At 51.1% G+C, this 18,743-nt stretch carries 18 protein-coding genes; 12 read left to right on the forward strand and 6 right to left on the reverse strand.

Going from position 1 to position 18,743, the window contains the following annotated elements; translation table 11 throughout:
- Window positions 1-8: 8 nt before the first annotated feature.
- Entirely contained in the window at window positions 9-1,487 is a 1,479-nt protein-coding gene (pdxR, locus tag JOD20_RS05775; protein WP_204754351.1) for a MocR-like pyridoxine biosynthesis transcription factor PdxR, read from the reverse strand.
- A gap of 150 nt (window positions 1,488-1,637) precedes the next feature.
- Between pdxR and JOD20_RS05780 the strand changes: the two genes are divergently transcribed.
- From JOD20_RS05780 to JOD20_RS05820, 9 genes are all read left to right on the forward strand, one after another.
- The gene (locus JOD20_RS05780; RefSeq protein ID WP_204754352.1) at window positions 1,638-1,865 is read left to right on the forward strand and encodes a helix-hairpin-helix domain-containing protein; all 228 of its coding nucleotides are present in this window, start codon (window positions 1,638-1,640) and stop codon (window positions 1,863-1,865) included.
- A gap of 29 nt (window positions 1,866-1,894) precedes the next feature.
- A complete protein-coding gene (locus JOD20_RS05785) occupies window positions 1,895-2,308 on the forward strand; it encodes a VOC family protein (RefSeq protein WP_204754353.1) in 414 nt (137 codons plus the stop codon).
- Between the two features lie 154 nt (window positions 2,309-2,462).
- Entirely contained in the window at window positions 2,463-2,927 is a 465-nt protein-coding gene (locus tag JOD20_RS05790) for a hypothetical protein (protein ID WP_204754354.1), read from the forward strand.
- 39 nt (window positions 2,928-2,966) lie between these two features.
- Window positions 2,967-4,940 carry an amylo-alpha-1,6-glucosidase gene (locus JOD20_RS05795; RefSeq protein ID WP_204754355.1) on the forward strand — a complete coding sequence of 658 codons (1,974 nt, stop codon included), beginning with the start codon at window positions 2,967-2,969 and terminating at the stop codon, window positions 4,938-4,940.
- A 451-nt stretch (window positions 4,941-5,391) separates the two neighbouring features.
- Entirely contained in the window at window positions 5,392-6,543 is a 1,152-nt protein-coding gene (locus JOD20_RS05800; RefSeq protein ID WP_204754356.1) for a hypothetical protein, read from the forward strand.
- Between the two features lie 38 nt (window positions 6,544-6,581).
- Window positions 6,582-8,210 (forward strand): hybrid sensor histidine kinase/response regulator, encoded by a 1,629-nt coding sequence (locus JOD20_RS05805; RefSeq protein ID WP_204754357.1) that lies wholly within the window; start codon window positions 6,582-6,584, stop codon window positions 8,208-8,210.
- A 20-nt stretch (window positions 8,211-8,230) separates the two neighbouring features.
- Entirely contained in the window at window positions 8,231-9,469 is a 1,239-nt protein-coding gene (locus JOD20_RS05810; RefSeq protein WP_204754358.1) for a response regulator, read from the forward strand.
- Window positions 9,470-9,658: 189 nt separating this feature from the next.
- Window positions 9,659-10,822 carry an FIST signal transduction protein gene (locus tag JOD20_RS05815; protein WP_204754359.1) on the forward strand — a complete coding sequence of 388 codons (1,164 nt, stop codon included), beginning with the start codon at window positions 9,659-9,661 and terminating at the stop codon, window positions 10,820-10,822.
- A 21-nt stretch (window positions 10,823-10,843) separates the two neighbouring features.
- Window positions 10,844-11,821, forward strand: a complete 978-nt coding sequence (locus JOD20_RS05820; RefSeq protein WP_204754360.1) for an STAS domain-containing protein — start codon at window positions 10,844-10,846, stop codon at window positions 11,819-11,821.
- A gap of 63 nt (window positions 11,822-11,884) precedes the next feature.
- On the opposite strand, the gene JOD20_RS05825 is transcribed toward JOD20_RS05820, so the two are convergent.
- On the reverse strand, window positions 11,885-12,301 hold the full coding sequence (locus JOD20_RS05825; protein WP_054537482.1) for a response regulator: 417 nt from the start codon (window positions 12,299-12,301) through the stop codon (window positions 11,885-11,887).
- Window positions 12,302-12,843: 542 nt separating this feature from the next.
- Here JOD20_RS05825 and JOD20_RS05830 point away from each other — a divergent pair.
- The 3 genes from JOD20_RS05830 to JOD20_RS05840 all read left to right on the forward strand — a co-directional run bounded on the left by JOD20_RS05830 (window position 12,844) and on the right by JOD20_RS05840 (window position 15,001).
- On the forward strand, window positions 12,844-13,638 hold the full coding sequence (locus tag JOD20_RS05830; protein WP_204754361.1) for a DUF6602 domain-containing protein: 795 nt from the start codon (window positions 12,844-12,846) through the stop codon (window positions 13,636-13,638).
- Between the two features lie 50 nt (window positions 13,639-13,688).
- Complete coding sequence (locus tag JOD20_RS05835) at window positions 13,689-14,447, forward strand: hypothetical protein (RefSeq protein ID WP_204754362.1); 759 nt, start codon at window positions 13,689-13,691, stop codon at window positions 14,445-14,447.
- A 65-nt stretch (window positions 14,448-14,512) separates the two neighbouring features.
- A complete protein-coding gene (locus JOD20_RS05840; RefSeq protein ID WP_204754363.1) occupies window positions 14,513-15,001 on the forward strand; it encodes a hypothetical protein in 489 nt (162 codons plus the stop codon).
- Between the two features lie 86 nt (window positions 15,002-15,087).
- On the opposite strand, the gene JOD20_RS05845 is transcribed toward JOD20_RS05840, so the two are convergent.
- The 4 genes from JOD20_RS05845 to JOD20_RS05860 form a co-directional block, all read right to left on the reverse strand.
- The gene (locus JOD20_RS05845) at window positions 15,088-16,389 is read right to left on the reverse strand and encodes a WXG100 family type VII secretion target (RefSeq protein ID WP_204754364.1); all 1,302 of its coding nucleotides are present in this window, start codon (window positions 16,387-16,389) and stop codon (window positions 15,088-15,090) included.
- 175 nt (window positions 16,390-16,564) lie between these two features.
- Window positions 16,565-17,230, reverse strand: a complete 666-nt coding sequence (locus JOD20_RS05850) for a DNA-3-methyladenine glycosylase (protein ID WP_204754365.1) — start codon at window positions 17,228-17,230, stop codon at window positions 16,565-16,567.
- 57 nt (window positions 17,231-17,287) lie between these two features.
- Window positions 17,288-17,665 carry a hypothetical protein gene (locus tag JOD20_RS05855; RefSeq protein WP_204754366.1) on the reverse strand — a complete coding sequence of 126 codons (378 nt, stop codon included), beginning with the start codon at window positions 17,663-17,665 and terminating at the stop codon, window positions 17,288-17,290.
- A gap of 13 nt (window positions 17,666-17,678) precedes the next feature.
- Window positions 17,679-18,590, reverse strand: coding sequence for a sigma-70 family RNA polymerase sigma factor (locus tag JOD20_RS05860; protein ID WP_204754561.1), 912 nt, complete (start codon window positions 18,588-18,590; stop codon window positions 17,679-17,681).
- Window positions 18,591-18,743 lie beyond the last annotated feature (153 nt).

Below are 18,743 nucleotides of genomic sequence, written 5' to 3' on the forward strand. Positions count from 1 at the left end.
ATTGTTGATCAGTTAATGGTACCAGTTTGCAATTGCTGCAAAATCTGGCCAAGCTGCTCGATTCCAGCCCGCATAACTTCGAAGCTAAAGCCTGCATAGCCAAGCAAAATTCCTTGGCGACTGAGTGGCCGCAACGCAAAATGATTGACGTTCTCGATCATCAGGCCGCGTTGTGCCGCTAAACTTGTTACCATTTGCGCATTTATGCCTTCTGGGAGCCACGCCGTGCAATACATTCCCGCAGGCGGTGCATTCACTTCTAAGCCAAGTTCGCGCAGCAATTGCAGCATATAATCGCGGCGCTGAGCATAGAGTTGGCACATGCGATGAAGATGGCGGCTGAAATGGCCTGCATTGATAAATTCGGCCAAGGTAGCTTGATTAATCAATGGCGTATGCACATCGGCCAAGCGCCGCAACAGCGTGAACGGCTCGACCAAATTTGGCGGCATAACCAGGTAGCCAATTCGCAAAGCAGGGAACAGCACTTTGCTGAATGTGCCAACGTAGAGTACTCGTTCTGCTTGATCAAGGCTATAGAGCGAGGCAATCGGGCGGCCAGCGTAACGATATTCGCTATCATAATCATCTTCAAGAATGTAGGCTTGTTGCTGGGCGGCCCACTCCAAAAGCTGCAACCTGCGGCTGAGGCTCAGCGTGCTGCCAAGCGGAAATTGGTGTGAGGGCGTGACATACACCAAGCGGGCATGGGGCGCAAGCGCAATGCCGCTGGCCACCTGCAAGCCCTCGTGATCGACTGGCACTGGCACAATGCTCGCCCCAGCCCCCAATAAGACCCCGCGCACGCCCAAATAACCAGGATCTTCCATCCAAACCTGTTCGCCGCGGTTGAGCAAGCCATGAATGGCTAAATTGAGCGCTGCTTGCGCCCCATTTGTAATCAAAATCTGCTCAGGGCTGCATTGCACTTGGCGGGTTAGTGCAATGTGCTTGGCGATGGCCTCGCGTAACGGCGCATAGCCTTTGGCATCTTGATAGCCTAGGCTCGCTTTGCCTAAATGACGAATTTGTTGATGTTGCAGCCGTTGCCATAAGCCGCTCGGGAAATCGGCGATCGCTGGAATGCCCGAGCTGAGTGGTTGGCCGATTAAGCGCGCGCTGGTTGCGTTGTCGGTCATCTGCGGCGCGTAAATTTGGTCTAAGGCATGGTCAGCTAAGCGATGTTGGGTTTGGCTAGGATTTGCTGGGCTATTTGATTGCAGCGTTGGTAAATCAAGCTCAGGTACGTTGCTCGATACAAATGTGCCTTGGCCACTATAACTTTCGAGATAGCCTTCAGCGATTAATTGTTCGTAGGCATTCAGCACCGTATTACGCGAAAGGCTGAGTTGGCTAGCGAGGCTGCGGCTTGAGGGCAATTGCATGCCGCGCTTAAGCTCGCCAGTTAAAATCGCTTGGCGCAAATGTTGATAGAGTTGTTGATAGAGTGGCTGGCTATCGACACTTAACAATAATGGCTTGATCATACTTCACTCCACGCAAGAATCTATTGCTAGTATAGCCAAATGTAGCTCAAATATTCGCTTGTTTTTATGCAATTGCTACTTGACTTTTTGAAGTAAGCGAGTATACTGAAATAGAACATTTGTTTTATTGGCAATGGAGGAACTTGGCCGATGAACGCAGCTGATCAACCGAGCGATGACTTTCCAGCTAAGCTGAGCCGACCTGCCTATAGAGCCTTGCTGCATGCTGGCTACACGAGTTTGGCCCAGTTGACTGAAGTGACCACCCGTGAGCTTGGCAAACTGCATGGCATGGGGCCAAAAGGCATCCACCAGTTGCGCGAGGCGTTGGCCGCCAAGGGCCTAACATTTGCTGATGAAACCAGTGTTCAGGATTGAGTTTGTGTTGAATGTAAGGAGTGACTAACATGAGTACTCAAGTGTTTATTAATCTCGCAGTGCAAGACCTCCCCAAATCAATTGAATTTTTCAAAGGCCTCGGCTACGAACAAGATTTGCAATTTAGCGATGAAACTGCTGCCAGCATTGTGATTAGCGAAACGATTTATGTGATGCTGCTGACCCATCCCAAGTTCAAAGAGTTTATTCCCAAAAATGCTGGGATTAGCGATGCCCGCAGTGCAACCGAAGTGCTGGTTTCGTTGACGATGGACAGCCGCGAAGCCGTCGACAAAATGTATGACAAGGCGCTTTCGCTTGGTGCTACCAGCTTCAGCGAGCCAATTGAAATGGGTGCAATGTACAGCCGCAGCATTCAAGATTTTGATGGCCATATTTGGGAATTCTTTTATATGGATATGAACGCTGCGCCACCCCAATAACGCTTAGCTGTAATGCTTCATTGTTGCCAATCCAATGAACCAATAACGCCCAGCAAATAAGTTACTTTGCAACAGCACCATGAATTCATGGTGCTGTTTGTATTCCTGCGGTTTTGTTTTACACTTAGCTGGCAATTCAGCGAACGGTGGAGCTATGATGCAAACGTGGGTTGATGGAACCGTTATGCGTGGCCATGGCGTGGCTTCGGGCCAAGCCAGCGATTCGCCCTATCCAGCAGGCACAATTGCCATGCAACAGCCCTATTTTGCCGCACTCGGGCTTGATTTGGCGGGCTTGCATTTGGCAACAATTAATCTTGATATTCAGCCAGCCAAGTGGCGTTTACTGCAAGCAGATTATACGTTTCGCGCGCTGCGCTGGACTGATCTACACCCGCCAGAAGATTTTTCATTTATCCGCATCCAGCTGCTTTGGCAAGCCCAAAGCTACGCGGGCTACATCTATTATCCGCATCCAGCAACCAAAATGCAACATTTTCAATCGCCAAGTATGCTGGAATTATTTCTGCCATGGATTGCGACGATCAGCTATGGAGCGCGGGCACGCTTAATCTATCGAGCTGAGCAAATTCAAATTGAGCCGGCTGCTCTGCTATAATCGCAGCCAAAGCCGACCATTTTAGCAGGACATAACACTATGTTTGGACGTGAAATTCTTGGGCATCCCGCTGCCGCCTTGCGCCGCGAGTGGATTGTGACCAATGGCGCTGGAGCTTATGCCATGGGTTCGCTCTTGGCAAATGCGCCAATTCGTAAATATCATGGCTTGTTGATTGCCGCCTTGGAGCCGCCCTTGGGCCGAACCTTGTTGGTTGGTGGTTTGCAAGCAAGCGCAGAGTATGGCAGCGAAACCTACGCATTAAGCAGCTTTGAATATAGCGATGGCCGATTAAGCGATGGCTATCGCAACCTTGAAACATGGCACTTGGATGGCACGATTCCAACTGCGCGCTATGCCTTGGCCGAAGCAGTGCTTAGCCAGCGTATTTGGATGGAAGATGGCGCGAATACAACCTATGTGCTATTGACCCACGAGCGTGGCAACGCTCCCATAAGCCTTAACCTACGGCCTTTGCTGTGCGAGCGTGATCATCACGATACAACAGTTGAGGCCGATTGGCAGCCAAGTTTTGGCGAGTTAGCCAATGGTGTGCTGATGACGACTCCTGCTGGAACCACCGTGCGCCTGTTGAGCAGCCATGCAACGTGGCAAAGTGAGTCAGCAACCTGGGTCGAAGATATTTACTACCGTGAAGAACTTGAGCGTGGCTACCCCGACACAGCACGTTTGTTGCAGGCTGGCGAATTTAGCGCAACTTTGCAACCAGGCCAAAGCCTGACTTTGGTCTTTTCGACCGAGGCCGAGCCAAGCACCGATGGGCTTCAAGCTTTGGCGCGTGAGCAAGCCCGCCAAGCCGAACTCTTGGAGCAAGCGCGGCTCTTGCAAAAAGCTCCCGATTTTATCAAGCAACTGGTATATGCAGCCGATCAATTTATGGTGCGGCGGGCGGTGCAATTACCCGATGGCAGCACATGGCAAGGCTGGAGCGTGATTGCTGGCTATCCATGGTTCAGCGATTGGGGCCGCGATACGATGATTGCCTTGCCTGGCTTGTTGATGGCAACTGGGCGGGCCAATTTGGCGGCTGATGTATTGCGCACGTGGAGCCATTTTTTAAGCCAAGGCATGTTGCCCAATCGCTTTCCTGATGTTGGCGCTGAGCCAGAATACAACACCGTTGATGCCACGCTCTGGTTTTTTCAAGCGCTGCGCACGGTCTATCAAGCGACTGGCGATATTCAATTGGTTGCCGATTTGTATCCCAAACTGGTTGAGATTATCGACTGGCATGAACGCGGCACGCGCTACTCGATCAAAGTGGCCGATGATTATCTGTTGACTGCTGGCGAACCCAATGTCCAATTAACATGGATGGATGCTAAGTTTGAGGATTGGGTGGTTACGCCGCGTGAAGGCAAAGCAGTTGAAATTAACGCCTTGTGGTATAGCGCCTTGCGCACCTTGGGCGAATTTGCCACCTTGTTGGGCTACGATCGCGATGTTGAGCGCTTTCGGTTGGCTGCTGAACAAGTGGCAACTGGCTACGAACGCTTTTGGTCGGCTGAACATGGCTATCTCTACGATGTGATTGACGGCCCGCATGGTGCTGACCCGGCGTTGCGTCCCAACCAATTATTCGCGGTTTCGGTTGCGCACTCGCCGCTTGACGATGCCAAAGCCAAGGCGGTGGTGGATAGTTGCGCGCGCTATCTGGTGACCTCGTATGGCTTGCGCTCGTTAGCTCCGCACGATCAACAATATCTTGGCCTCTATGGCGGCGATTTAAAAACTCGCGATGCTTCGTATCACCAAGGCATTACGTGGGGCTGGCTGATTGGGCCATTTATTAGCGCGGTGAGCAAAGTTTATGGGGTCGAGCAAGCGCGGAGCTATTTGCAACCGTTCGCTGATCATCTCCGCGATGCGGGGATTGGCTCGGTGAGCGAGATTTTTGATGGCGATACGCCAATTACACCGCGTGGCTGCCCATGGCAGGCTTGGAGCGTAGCCGAGTTGCTGCGCTGTAGTGTTGAGATGAATAGTCGCTAAGCAAGCGGTTAGGTGTAAAGGTTCATTGGATTGACAACCAGCGGCATGCCCTCACCCCCAACCCTTCTCCCACTGAACGCGGGCGAGGGGAGTACGGAGTCAGCGGTTCCCCCTCGCCTCGCGGGCGGGAGAGGGGGCAATCGAAGGTTAACGTAATGAACCTTTACAGTTAGGCATTAGGGCTAAGAAACCGCGAAGGGCGCGAAGATCGCGAAGATTGGGGCGAAGTAAGCTTAATAATAATCCACAACGCAACTATTAGGGGGTGCAGGGGGATGAAAACCTCCTGCGTTTCCCTCCGGCGGAGGGACGGAAGGGTGGCGAAGGAGCTATTTTTTGCTCCAAGCGAACCTGAATTCAGGCTTGCTATGGCCCAAAAAACCACTATATAGAGCGAGCCGGGCTATGCTATAATGCAGCCTGTTGCCACTGCCTGTAGGAGACCCAACCAATGACGCACTACTACCCTGATGGTGCTGCCCCGGTCGTCATGCATACGGTTGCACGCATCGAACGCCAACTGCCAGTTGAAGGAGAAGTGCTGGTGCGGGTTGGCAGTCGGGTGGAGCCAGATGATATCGTGTTGCGGGCGCAATATCCACTTGATCCACAAATTATTAATATTGCGCGCGATCTTGGCGTATTGCCGACCCAAGTCTATTCGAAAATGAAAAAAGAAGAGGGCAATAAAGTCGCCAAGGGTGAAGTGTTGGCGCGGGCTGGGTTAATTGCTGGCTCTTCCGTGTTGGCTCCGGTTGCTGGTACAATAACAACGATTGATCGCAGCACAGGCTATGTCACCCTCACTCCTAATCCACTACCAATCGAACTTAAAGCGCAAGTTCGCGGGATTGTGATGGAAGTGCCTGATTCGCGCACGGTGATTATCGAAACGCCAGCCTCGTATGTACAAGGCATTTTTGGCCTTGGCGGCGAGCGTTTTGGGGTGCTGCGCTTGTTGGTGACAGATCCCAAAGAGCAAGTTGATATTAGCTCGATTGATGCCCGTTCGGCCTATGCAATTTTGATTGGCGGCGCGAGCATCACGGCAGCAGCCTTGCGCAGAGCAATCGATGAGCAAGTGCGTGGCGTGATTGTTGGTGGCATCGAAGAACACGAATTGCGTGATTTCCTTGGCGATGATGGCTTTGATGCTTGGCGCACAGGCTATAATACATGGCGCTTGCCAGCCCCGCCCTACAATCGTGATCCCGGCCTAACCTTAATGATCACCGAAGGTTTTGGGGTGCATCCCATGAACGAAGCGTTGTTCAAAACGCTATCGTTGTATGATCAACAAGAGGCCTTGATCGAAGGCGTTACCCAACTCCGTAGCCCTCAACGCCGCCCACGGGTGGTGATTCCACTCTCGCGGGTACGCAATATTGAGCAAGCAGCTGTCATTAAAGCAAGTTTGGCGGTTGGCAGTCCAGCGCGGATTGTGGCTGGCCCCCATCGCGGCACGGTTGGCACTGTGCGCAGTTTCCCTGCCTTGCCCCAACTCTTGCCTTCTGGTGTTCGTTCGCATGTCGTTGAAATAACCCTTAGTGATGGGAAGCAAACGCTGCTACCGGCAGCAGCACTTGAACCCCTGTCACCCTGATCCTACCAAGCTAGGTTGATCGAGGAGTGTAGTTGGCCATGACCGAACGCCAACCCAACGAAGCCTCTGAGTATAGTCGTGCTCCGACTATTCTTGTTGTTGATGATGATACGACGATTTGCCGCTATTGCTCGAAAGCGCTGCGCAATGTCGGCTATCAGGTTGTTGATACAACGTCGGGCTTGGTCGCGCTAGATTATATGCGCCATCAAGTGTTCGATTTGTTGTTGACCGATATTAAAATGCCTGAGATGAGCGGCCTTGAGTTGGCTCGGCAGGCGCGGGCCTTAAATCCAGGCTTGGCCGTGATTATCATGACTGGCCAAACTACCTTGGAAACGCTGCGCGAGGCGGTGCAACAGGGTGTAACCAGCTATCTTAGCAAGCCCTTTGAGATTGAAGAAATGCGCTTGACGGTGGCGCAAGTGCTGCATCAACGAGCAACGGTGCTGCAAAAGGTTAAGCTTGAAGCAATTGTGCATCAACTTGAATTAAGCAGTGCCTTTAATCGCACGCTTTCGCTGAGCGAGTTGTGCGGCGAGATTGTGCGGGTTACCAATAGCGAAATTGGCTGTCAATTTGGCTACTTCTTGTTGCAACAGCCTGAGGAAGCGCCACGCTTGCTGATGGGCCAAGCCAATCATCCCCAATTAAATGAGGCTGGTTGGCAGTTATTGCAAGAAACCTATCACCAGCAACAGCCAATTCAAACCACGCTCAATTTGGCGAATATTGACCATAATGTCATTACGTTTCCTTTGCGGGTTGGCGGGGCGATGATCGGCAGCGCTTTGTTTGATTATACTGAAGCCTTGCCCAGCGCCCAAATCGAAGGCATGATGCTGTTGCTGAATCAAGCAGCATCTGCCTTGAATAATGCCCAACTTTTTACGCGGGTGCAAGAGGCCAACGGGCGTTTGCAAGAGCTTGATCGGCTAAAAAGCGAGTTTATTTCGATCACCTCGCACGAGTTGCGCACGCCGCTGGCGGTGGTGCTTGGCTATGGCATCGTGATTCAAGAACGCAGCGAGCAGCCAATTCGTACCTATCTTGATCGCTTGGTCGAGAGTGCTCAGCGCATGAAGGAAATTATCGACGATATGACGCACCTGCGGCGCTTGGATACGCGCCAAACCGAGTTGCAGGTTGAGCCAATTGTGCTTGATGAATTGCTCTATGAAGTTATCGAGCAAATGCAAGGGCTGGCCCAAAAGAAAGCCCAAACGATCTCATTGGCCACGCCGCCCGATGCACTCTGTACCTTGTATGCAGATCGGGCCAAAATTGCCTTGGTGTTGATGAGTTTGCTCTCAAACGCCATGAAATTTACCCCAGCAGAAGGCATTATTACGTTGCGGGCTTGGTGCGAAACGGTGCAAGCTGTGCCCTATGAACACAACTATTTCAAAGGCACGCTGCAACCTGGGCCATGGGTTTTTGTCAGCATCAGCGATTCGGGCATTGGCATTCCTGAATCGCAGTTGCAACGAATTTTTGATCGGTTTTACCAAGTAGCCCAATCACTCACCCGTGAGTATGGGGGTACTGGGGTAGGTTTAGCCCTTGTGCAAGGCTTGGTTGCATTGCATAATGGTCATGTTTGGGTTCAAAGCGAAGAAGGTCGCGGCAGTACGTTCACGGTTGCACTGCCACAGCGGGGGCTTTAGCCTCACAAGTAGGAGTTTGTATGGGCTACAGGGTCTTTGTGGTAGCTGGTGATAATACGGTGCTTCAATCGCTGAGTACGGCTGTCACAGGCGAAATTGAGCTTTCGATGCTGCAATCGTCCAACGAGGCATTGTGGGAATTGCAGCAAATTGCCCCCGATGTCTTGATTGCCGATTATGATTTGCCCGGGTTTAGTGGCTTAGATTTGGCTGATCTTGTGCCAAATTTTGCGCCCGACACGCGGGTGATTTTGGTCGCTCGTTCGGCTAACCCTGAGGTTGCCGAGCAAGCAGCGCAGCGCGGCGTATTTCGGTTCATTGACCGCAATTTGACGGCAGTTTTGGTGCTTGATGCTTTAGATGAAGCATTGCAAGCAGCGCCGCCGCCACGTCCGGTCGAGCCAGAACCAGTCTACGAACCAGAGCCAGAGCCAGAACCACAGCCTCAAGCTCCTTCGCGCTTTGCCCCACCGCCAAGCGTTTCCAAAGCGCCTGCGCCTGCCAAAATGGGTGGCCCGCCACCAGTTTCTAAAGCGCCAACTCCGGTAGCACGCACAACTGCGCCAGCACCAGCCCCATCCAGCATCAGCAAAGGGCCGCCACCAGTCAGCCCGCGCCCAACTGCACCACCTCAGCGCTCGCGCACTGCGCCTCCGCCGGTGAGTGCGCGCCCAGCGCCAGCGACGCGTTCAGCGCCACCACCAGTTAGCCCACGGCCTACGGCCCAACAACCAACGCGGCCAGCAACAACTCCGGCGCGCCCTGCTGCCCCAACCCAGCAAACGCCGCCGCCAGCTCAGCAAACGCCGCCACCAGCAACTAATGCTGATGATGTGTTTGGCTCGAAGTTGCGCAGCGGTGGTTCGTTGGTCTTGACTGCTGAAACCTTGGCTCCTTTGGTGGCGAAACTCAAGGATCTTGGGGTGCAGCTCGGCGCTCAATCAACCATTTTGACCGACCGCTGGGGCGTGCCTTTGGTTGAAGAAGGCCACACCTCGCTGCCATTGCCGCCATTTTTGCCCTTGTTGGCCACCAGCTTTTCGACAATGGTCGATTATACCCGCCAACTGCATAACGATCCTGGCAGCGGCCTGTATATGCACGAAGGCGACATCTACGATTTTTATATTTTTGATGTTGGCAAGCAATTTTTGTTGGTTATGGTCTTCGATAAAACCATCGCCGCCCCCAAACTGGGCACGGTTTGGTTGTATGCCAAACGTGCTGTGCGCGAGTTGGCCGACGAGCTTGAGGGCTAATTCTCCAATGAGCGAAGCTGTGTAGCCAAGCCTCAGCAACTACACAGCTTCGTTTGGGTTCATCTTTCACGCCTATTCTCACCCTTCTGTTGATTGCCTACATCCCACTTGCCATCGTATTCTAGGCCTAGCTAATCCGCACTTGCGACAATGAAGTCTCTGCATCTTTTGTGTTGTGAGGTATCCACCATGACGACCCACGCAGCTACCGGTGCATCGCAGATTGAGCACAGCTATAACGCTGGTTTTGCCGCCGCCGAGCAAGCTTGCTCGCAGCTGGCCCCCCATTCGCCCACCTGTTTAATCGCTTTTACCACCGATACTTACGATCAAGCAGCTGTTGTGCAAGGAATTCGCGCTGCCAGCAAGCAAGCACCATTAATTGGTTGCTGCGCAGGCGGCATTATTAGCAATGCTGGCACCTACACCAACGGCGTGGTGGTGCTGGCGCTCACATCCGATGCCCTGAAACTCGATTTAGGCTTAGTGGCTGGCGTAAAAGCCGATCCCAGCAAGGTTGCCGATCAATTGGCCGATCAATTAGAGGATGCCTTGGATCAGGCAGCTGGTTCGCAGGCTGCGCTTGTACTAGTCGATGGTTTGGCCGGAACCTTGACCGATTTTGTGCAACATGCCACTGCCGCGTTTGGCCCGCTCTGCCCGATGGTTGGCGGCGGCGCTGGCGATAGTTTCCAGTTCAAGCAGACCTATCAATTTGTCAACGATCAGGTGATTAGCGATGGAGCTGCGGTTGGGGTTTTGCAATCGCCCACGCCCATGGGAATCGGGGTGCAACATGGCTGGGAGCCAGCGGCCCGCGGCTTAGTTGTCACCCGTAGCGAGGGCACAATCATCTATGAGCTTGATGGCCGACCTGCCTTTGCGGTCTACCAAGAGCTATTTCCCGATTTAACCGTCGAGAATTTTGGCCGCTTTGTGATTGACCACCCCATTGGCTTGCCCCAAATTAATGGCGAGTTTTTGATTCGCGATCCATTGCGCACGCATCCCGATGGCTCGATTGAATGCATTGCCAGCGTACCCAAAAACGTGGTTGCCCACATTATGCATGGCTCGCCCGAAACCTTGTTTAATGCAGCTCAACTGGCCACCAAACGCGCTTTAGCTGCGATTGAAGGGCCGCCAGCAGCCTTAATTATTTTCGATTGTGTTTCGCGCTTGGCAATGCTTGGCGACGAGGCTGCAACCGAAGTTCAACGCATTCGCGAGGTCGCAGGTTTAGATGTGCCAGTGGTTGGGATGTTTAGTTTTGGCGAAATTGCTGCTGCGGAAACTGGCGGCGCATTATTCCACAATAAAACCGTTGTTGTGTACGCTATTGGTCAGGCCTGACCATTGAACGGATGACGTTGTATGCTCAATCGTGAAATCGAACTAGCCATTCTCTATGAAATATCGTCGCTGCCTTTAACGTTAACAACGATTGAGGCCACGTTGGATGTTGCCCTCGATAAAGTAACCAGATTATTTGCCTGCGAAGTGGCGATTTGCTATCTGCTCGAAGCGCCATTGCAATTGGTAGCCAAGGCGGCGCGTGGCGTGCGGCTCAAACGAGTATTGGCCACGATTGAGCTAACAGAGCCAGCCCAACTTGGCACCTATAGCCAAGCATGGCAGGCAGGCGAAGCGCTGCCATGGCCAATTGATCCCTTGCAAGGCCAATACCCGATGCAAGCAGCCATGGGCCTGCCAATTTGGAATGAAGGCGAATTGTTGGGTTGGATCTACGCTGGACGCTTGAAAGGCCAGACATTTAGCACCGTCGAGGTCTCGTTATTCAATATTTTTGCCAACCGCATTGGCAGCGCGTTGGCGATTACGCTTGGGCGTTTGCGCGATCAGCAACAGCAGCGTGATTTGGCCCAAGCCAATGCCCAGCTTGAGCAAACCCTCAGCCGATTAACCGATGTTTATCAACAGCAAGAGCAATTACTGCAAACCATTCGCGAGCTTTCTGCGCCATTGCTGCAAATTGCCGATGCAGTGATGCTGTTGCCGCTGATTGGCACGGTTGATCAAGAGCGAGCCAGCCAAATAACTGCCAACGTCTTGCAAACAATCAGCCAACAGCATGCGACGGTTTGTATTATTGATATTACGGGAATTGCGGCGCTGGATTATACTGCCGCCAATAGCCTATTGCAGCTGGCTCAATCGGCGCGCTTGCTCGGAACCCAAATTATTCTCTGTGGAATTTCGCCAGATGTGGCCCAAATTTTGGTCTCGTTGAGCATGGATTTAGCTGGAACGCGCACAACCAACGATTTGCAGCATGCCTTGCGTTTAGCCTTTCACTTGGCTGGGTCGCGTGATTATAAACTGTTTGCTTAACCAACAAATGGGTGAACTCAACCCATTGAGTGCACCCATGTTTGTCTCCCGACTTAATTAGGCCTAATCTGGCTCCCAGACACCTTCGCCATCCATTACCCGTTGTAATTGTTCTGGAAACCGATCGTGACGTAAAGGTTTGCCAATAAACCCATCGAACCCCGCAGCGCGTACTTTGGCAACGTCTTCTGCCGTGTTATCAGCACTGACTGCAACCACGATTGCATTCAGTAATTTTGGATGAACCCGAATCTTTTCGAGAATGCTATATCCGTCATCACCAGGCAAATTTAAATCAAGCAAGACTAAATTAATTGGTGGAACGTCATTTTTTGCCATAAATGCGAAAAGCTGCTTTCCTGATGGCCGAACATTACAATAGCGCACGCGTGGGTCATCATTGAGCATTTCGGTAATAATCCACATGTTGTCGGCGTTATCTTCGACAACCATAACAAACGCTTTTTGAATTGGGGGCATCGCTGCATCCTTTCTGTGGTATATGGAGCGCGATAATGGCGTAGCGATCTCACTCTATTGTATGCGACACTTGAAAAAAGTACAACTAGCAGCGTTACGACAGCCCTACGAATCCATCTAGGCCATGAACTTCAATTAACGCATACATTCAGTTATTTTAAGTAGTTTTTAATAAATTTTGCTTGTAGCTGGCTAGCTTAGCCACTAAGCAGCCCACTCAATCGTTTAATAATTATTAATGTAATCTAATAGGATGTGTATATTATTTGTTGGTTTAATCCACCATTGCGGCTTTGTATTTACTCATCCTATTGGTATAGGGAGAAATAATAATCTAGTGTCACGCTACTTTACCCATTACTGGACAAACAAAACTTGGGATGCTGCTGCATCAATTGAACAACAGCAACTGCTCGACCATATCGCGAGTAACCTATTTTGTAAGCGCGGAATTCAGTCTGGCGACTATGTGTATGTTGTGACGGTGAAAGAGCGACTACCACAGCCCATTTTAAGCCCTTTCTAGCGCTAAGGAGGTATCTGTGCCTACACAAAAATCTAATCAAGTGTCAGTACAGCAATCAGAATCATCATTATTGAATTATCATAAATCAATTTATCTTGAATTTGAGAGCACTAAAGATCGGATTCGCTCATTATTGGGGCATCAAAAGCATTGGCTTAGCGATGGCGAACATAAAGAAGCAATCCTGCGCAAAATTTTGCGCCAACATGTGCCAGAAATTATGCGGATTGGGACGGGCTTTGTGAGTTTCCCCAACGGTAATGGCTCAAATCAACAAGATATTTTAATTACTGATATTCGTAAACCAACCTTATTTAAAGATCATGATCTGACGATTGTTACGCCTGATGCGGTTCGCGCAATAATTGAAGTGAAAACTAGTCAAAATAAGGCTCAATTGCAAAATACACTGACTAAAATGGCTGATAATATTGCAAATATTCGCGCTAGCAGGGAACATGATACACGCTGTTTTGCTGGGTTATTTATCTATGAAGCGCCTCAAATTAAGCTAAACATAATCCTTGAGGTGTTACATAAGGTTGTTGCAGGAGATTACAATCGGGTTATTGATTTTGTTGCTTTTGGCGCATCTACCTTTATTCAATTTTCCTATACGCAATTTCGATCTGCAATGATGGAGGCCAATACATGGTATCGCTATGAGATCGAAAACCTTGCACCTGCCTATTTTATTAGCCATCTTGCATGGCATTTAACTGAGCAACGTTCGCAAATGAGTCGGCTAGCCTATTTTCCATTAGGTGAATCAATTAGGCAGAATATTAAACAGCATTTACTGCTTTCGTAACACAACAAAATATTCTCGATAGTTTTTTAGTGGTACAGAAAGGAGATTTAATGCAACTTGCATATATCCCAAGTTTGCTGCGCCAGCGCGCGATTTACGATTTGCCACTTGGGCCAGCGCGCTTCGAGGCTTATCTTGCAAGTATGACCAATCAAAAACGCGATGGGCTTGAGTGGCCGTTTGCACCGCTCAACCCAATGGGTAAAGCCCATGTGCCAGTGCATTACGATGCCCTCTTGGCCTTCGATGCTGAAGCAATTGCCCAACAAACAATGAGCGAGCTGCAAACCGAGTTGCCAGCGCTTGATTGTTCAATCCGTGTAACGTTGGTTGTGGTTGATGATGCATTGGGTGGCTGGACGCAGCCTAACTTCACCGATTGGGCCTATCGCTTTAGCCCAATCCTGAGTGCGAAAAGTAATTGGCTGCCAGTCTATAGTTGGACGAGCGTTGTGCCAACGCCAGAATTGGTTCGCCAAGCAATTCGCGCGGCAATCTATCGTGCTGGCTATCGTTTGGTGCATGGCGAGGCCCAAACCTTGGGCGCAATGCTGCATCAAGAGGGTGCGGTTACACGCTTTGCGGGCCAAGTTTTGCCGCATTATCACGAGGATGAATTAGCTGCGATGGCCGAACGTATCGCAGAATATCTCAATTCACACGATCAACCGACCCAATTTGCAGCGTTTTATGGCGATGAAATTGCTATAGCGGTCGGGTATCCAAGTTTAGGGCTGCCAGCCTATGCTGGGCTTGTGGTGGCAACTAAGGCAACTGCGGTTGATCCCATCAGCTTATTAACTGCTTGACACGCCTGCTATGCTTGCGATTGTGGAAATTTTTCCTAGCGATAGGGCCTGTGAGGAAACGCTGTATGAAACAAGTTCGTCGTTTGGCATCGAGTCTGATGTTGTTGTTGGTAATGGGTCTTTTAGTGGCTTGTGGTGGCTCGCCAGCAGAAACCCCCGAAGTGCGTTCAGAAAACTTTCTCAAAGATTTTGTGGCTGGGATGAATGATCCTGCTTTAGGTGAAGCTGCAAAACAAGAAGAAATTGCTACGAAGCTTGCCAGCTATTTTGCACCCGATCAACGCGCGACCCAAAAAGCTGCCTTGCTTGAACAACTGCAACAAATGGCTCCCATGGGTGGCCAAATTGAAGCCAAGCTCGAAAATGTCAAGTTTGAAAAAGTTTCTGAATCAGGCGATACCGCTGTTGTCAAGATTAGCGGTGGCACCATGGTCATGACGGTTGCGGACGAATCTACCTCAGTCGACTTAGCCGATGGTGGCATTGCCCCAGGTTCAAGTAGCAATGAATCAACCTTGAAAAAAGTTGATAATGTTTGGTACATCGTTCCCTAAGTAGCTCAAACTATGCGCAGATAGGCCAACGCCCCGCGTGATCAATTGATCGGCGGGGCGTTGACTAATTAAAAAAAGAACGAGATTTAGTGGTTTAACATGTTCAAGGCATCTTTGCGTTCGCTGACGAAGCGGTTTTTCAGGCCTTGGATAACGCCAGTATCGCTGGTGTTTTTGAAGTAGGCTAAGCGACCGTTTGGCAGCGTTTTGCTGCGTTCGGTATAAATCGCATTAATAATTTGCGATTCGCTCATTTGACTGATATTTTGGCCTTTGAGTGCGTTGGTGATAACGCTTGCGCCTGGGCCATGTTGGACTGATGTTGACCAAACAACATCGCGCAAGGCTGGTGAGTATTTGCTCACATCGAGGCCTGCGGCATTGAGTTTGTTAACTTGGGGTTGATAGTGGGTGTTTTCAATATACTGATGTTGGGCAGCTTTAAAGCCTTCTGGATCGCGAGCAGCGATTTGTTTCCATTTGGCGGTAAATTCTGCACTACCTGGGCGCAAGCCCTTGAATTCTTCAGCATATTGTTGGCCAGCTGGGTTGCGCAAAAATTCAGCGACCCGTCCGCCATTGACGGCAACCAGTTTGCCATCTTTTTTGATCATGGTTTGGCTGGTCATTTGGTATGAACCGTATGATGCTCCACCAAGGTCGCCCTTGCCCGATGAAACGGTGCCTGGGCCACGTCCGCCGGTTTCGTATTTTTCGGAAAGTTTGCCAATGCTTGAGCCGCTGGCTGCTGCACTTGAGCTGCCACCGCCGCCGCCAGAAGCTTTAGCGCCGCCTGCTGGTTGAGCTGAGGCACTAGCAGTACCACCGCCACCACCACCGCCACCACCGCCGCCACCACCGCCACCGCCACCGGAAGCTTTAGCGCCGCCTGCTGGTTGGGCTGAGGCACTAGCAGTACCGCCGCCACCACTACCGCCGCCACCGCCGCCACCGCCACCACTGCCGCCAGCCATAACGCCAGCACCAGCGCTTGCATTGGTTGTTGCTGTTTCAGCAGCACCACCACTTGCAGCACCACCACCAGAAGCGCCAGCGCCTTGGGTGCTTGCTGAACCGCCACCGGTGAGGTCGCCTTTAAACAGACCTGAGGCTTCTTGCTCGGCTTGTTGCATAACCTTTTTGATTTCTAAGGTTGTGCCTTGAGCCACTTGGAACGCGTTGATCAAGCGTTGGACTGCTGGCAACAGATCGGCTTGCATTTCGTTTTGAAAGGCAACCGAGGCATCGCCAACCCAGGTTGAACGTAAGTTTTCAATGGTTTGTTTGAGCGTGCTTTGTAATGCCGTAACGCTTTCAGCATTTTTGCTTAGGCGTTGGGCAACTTGGTCAAGTACTTCATAATCAGCTTGAACGATTGGTGCGGCCATGAATCCTCCAACACTCGCGTGCTAAAAGATGGAAATAGCCCTCGACGGTAGGCTATCGCCAGAAATCTTAACCGTATCCTGCTCTGGGGAATCATGGTAGTGTGTTGGTTGCTATACCACGACTGCCTTATAATGACATAAAAGGGCGATTTGTGTCAAATGGCTTTTAAAATAGCTAGATAGCTTCGTTTTGGAACCAATGCGGCTGTGGTTGATAGATTTGGCCAGTATTTTGCCGCCGTGTGCCACTCAGGGCCAATGAATCGGCTACAATCAAACGCCATGGCGCAGCAACCGTATGCGGATCGCTGTTAATTCCAATCCGTGGGGTTTGGATAATTGCACTATCAGCCAACGTTGGGCCTTGTTCAACCCACAACCCAGCCGCACTTGAACAGACATCAACGCCATCAAGTCGCTTGTCGATAGCCATGGCGCGACAGAGCATGCCCGGCCCGCTGGCAATCCGCAATGGTTTCGCCAGATCTTTTTGGGCAAGTTCGGCCATGGTTGCAATCCCCGCCACTGGCTCAACCGCCCGAATCAACACCGCCGCGCCTTCATCGAGCGCTTGGGTTACCACATTTAAGCAATGATAGATGCCATAAATAATGTAGACATAACTAATGCCACCCAATGCGAACATTGAACGGGCGCGGGGGGTGTTGCGGCGGTGGGCATGGCACGAAGGATCATCAGGCGTATAGGCTTCGGTTTCAACAATTCGCCCACGTAATTCTTCGCCACTGGCCAAGCGCCGTACCAGCGTACAGCCCAAAAGCTCACGCGCAACCAGCAACGAATGGCGTTGATAAAAATCAGCACTCAAGATCTGCGACATACAACGTACCTATTCTCTAGCTCAATTGTGCTGATAAGTATAGCTGATTTTGGGAGGTTAGGTGGTGCTAAGCCATGTCAAGCCAGCAATAATTAAAAATACCAGCCACGAGGGATGTTTGGCGCGTGAGCCAATCAAGGCCACGCCAAAACAGAGCAAAAAGGCAATTGAACTGGTGCGCAGCAGTGTGATGTGGCTTGCTGCAAGGTTGGTTTGCTGGGCGCAATCAAAAAAGAGCCATGCCATTGCCAAGCCTAAAATGCTGGTGATGTGCCAGGTAAAGCGTAGCGTCGGCAAGCGCGATTGCAGTAGTTTATTGGGAGTTGTTTGGATTTGGCGCGCTAATGGACGCAAGATTAAGCGCTCGCCCATAACGCTGTGGGCTACGGCCATCAGCACGGTGAGGAATCCTGCGACCATTAAAGAGCTGTTCATCGATTAAGCTCGCTTACTGCGATAAATGGGTGCGCAACACTTGCAATGCGCCAGCCTCAATTTGTTGAATGCGCTGCCGCGTGCGCCCGACAACTGCGCCAACTTCAGAGAGCGAACGACTTTTGCCATCGTTCAGACCATAGCGCAGGGTCAATACCTCTTGCTCTTGCTCAGAAAGTTGGTTGAGCATAGCCCGTGTATATTGGGCATCGATGCTGGTCAGCAAACATTCAAGCTCATCTTCCCAATCTTCGTCGGGCAAACTATCGCCAAGCAACATATCGGTTTCTTCATTTTTTGGGGTTGCCAGCGAAATTGGCACTTGTGCGATGCTGAGTAAATCGCAAATTTTCTCTTCTGGCACGCCCAAGGCGGTGCTAATTTCGTGGGCGCTTGGCTCGCGGCCAAGGGCTTGCAGCAATTTGGTTTCAACCCGCCGCACTTTGATCAACAGTTCCCAGCGATGGACGGGCAAGCGAATCAGACGGCCTTGATTGGCCAACGAACGGGTAATCGCTTGGCGAATCCACCAGGTTGCATAGGTCGAGAAGCGCACGCCTTTGGTGGCATCGAAACGCTCAATCGCATTCATGAGGCCAATATTGCCCTCTTGGATTAAATCTTGGAAGGGCAGGCCAAAGCCGCGATAGCGTTTGGCAATGCTGACGACTAAGCGCAAATTAGCGCGCACCAGTTGTTCGTGGGCAGGCTCGCGAAGCTTGCTGACGCATTGCTCAAAAAGGGCGCAACTTGGGCAGCGTTCAATCCGACAAGCTGCTGATGGTTGGGCTTGACGAGCCACGTGAACAATCTGGGTTAGCTTTTGCTCCTCTTCTGCTGCTAGGAGTGGAGTTTCAGCAATTTCATTAAGATAACGTTGCAGCCCGTCGTCAAGGGCTGGTTCGTTGCTGGCGTGCAACATCATTGGTTCACTCCTATTAAATCGATGCTGTGGCGGGCGTATAGCTAGTCTAACTATCATCAAGCTGCTTGGCATCAGGTCGCGACCTGATCTTAGGCCAGCAAATTGGAATTAATTGATTGCCTGGTTGTGGTTTTGTGGCATAGCCTCTGCTAT

The sequence above is a fragment of the Herpetosiphon giganteus genome, assembly GCF_016907925.1.
Classification (GTDB): Bacteria; Chloroflexota; Chloroflexia; order Chloroflexales; family Herpetosiphonaceae; genus Herpetosiphon; species Herpetosiphon giganteus.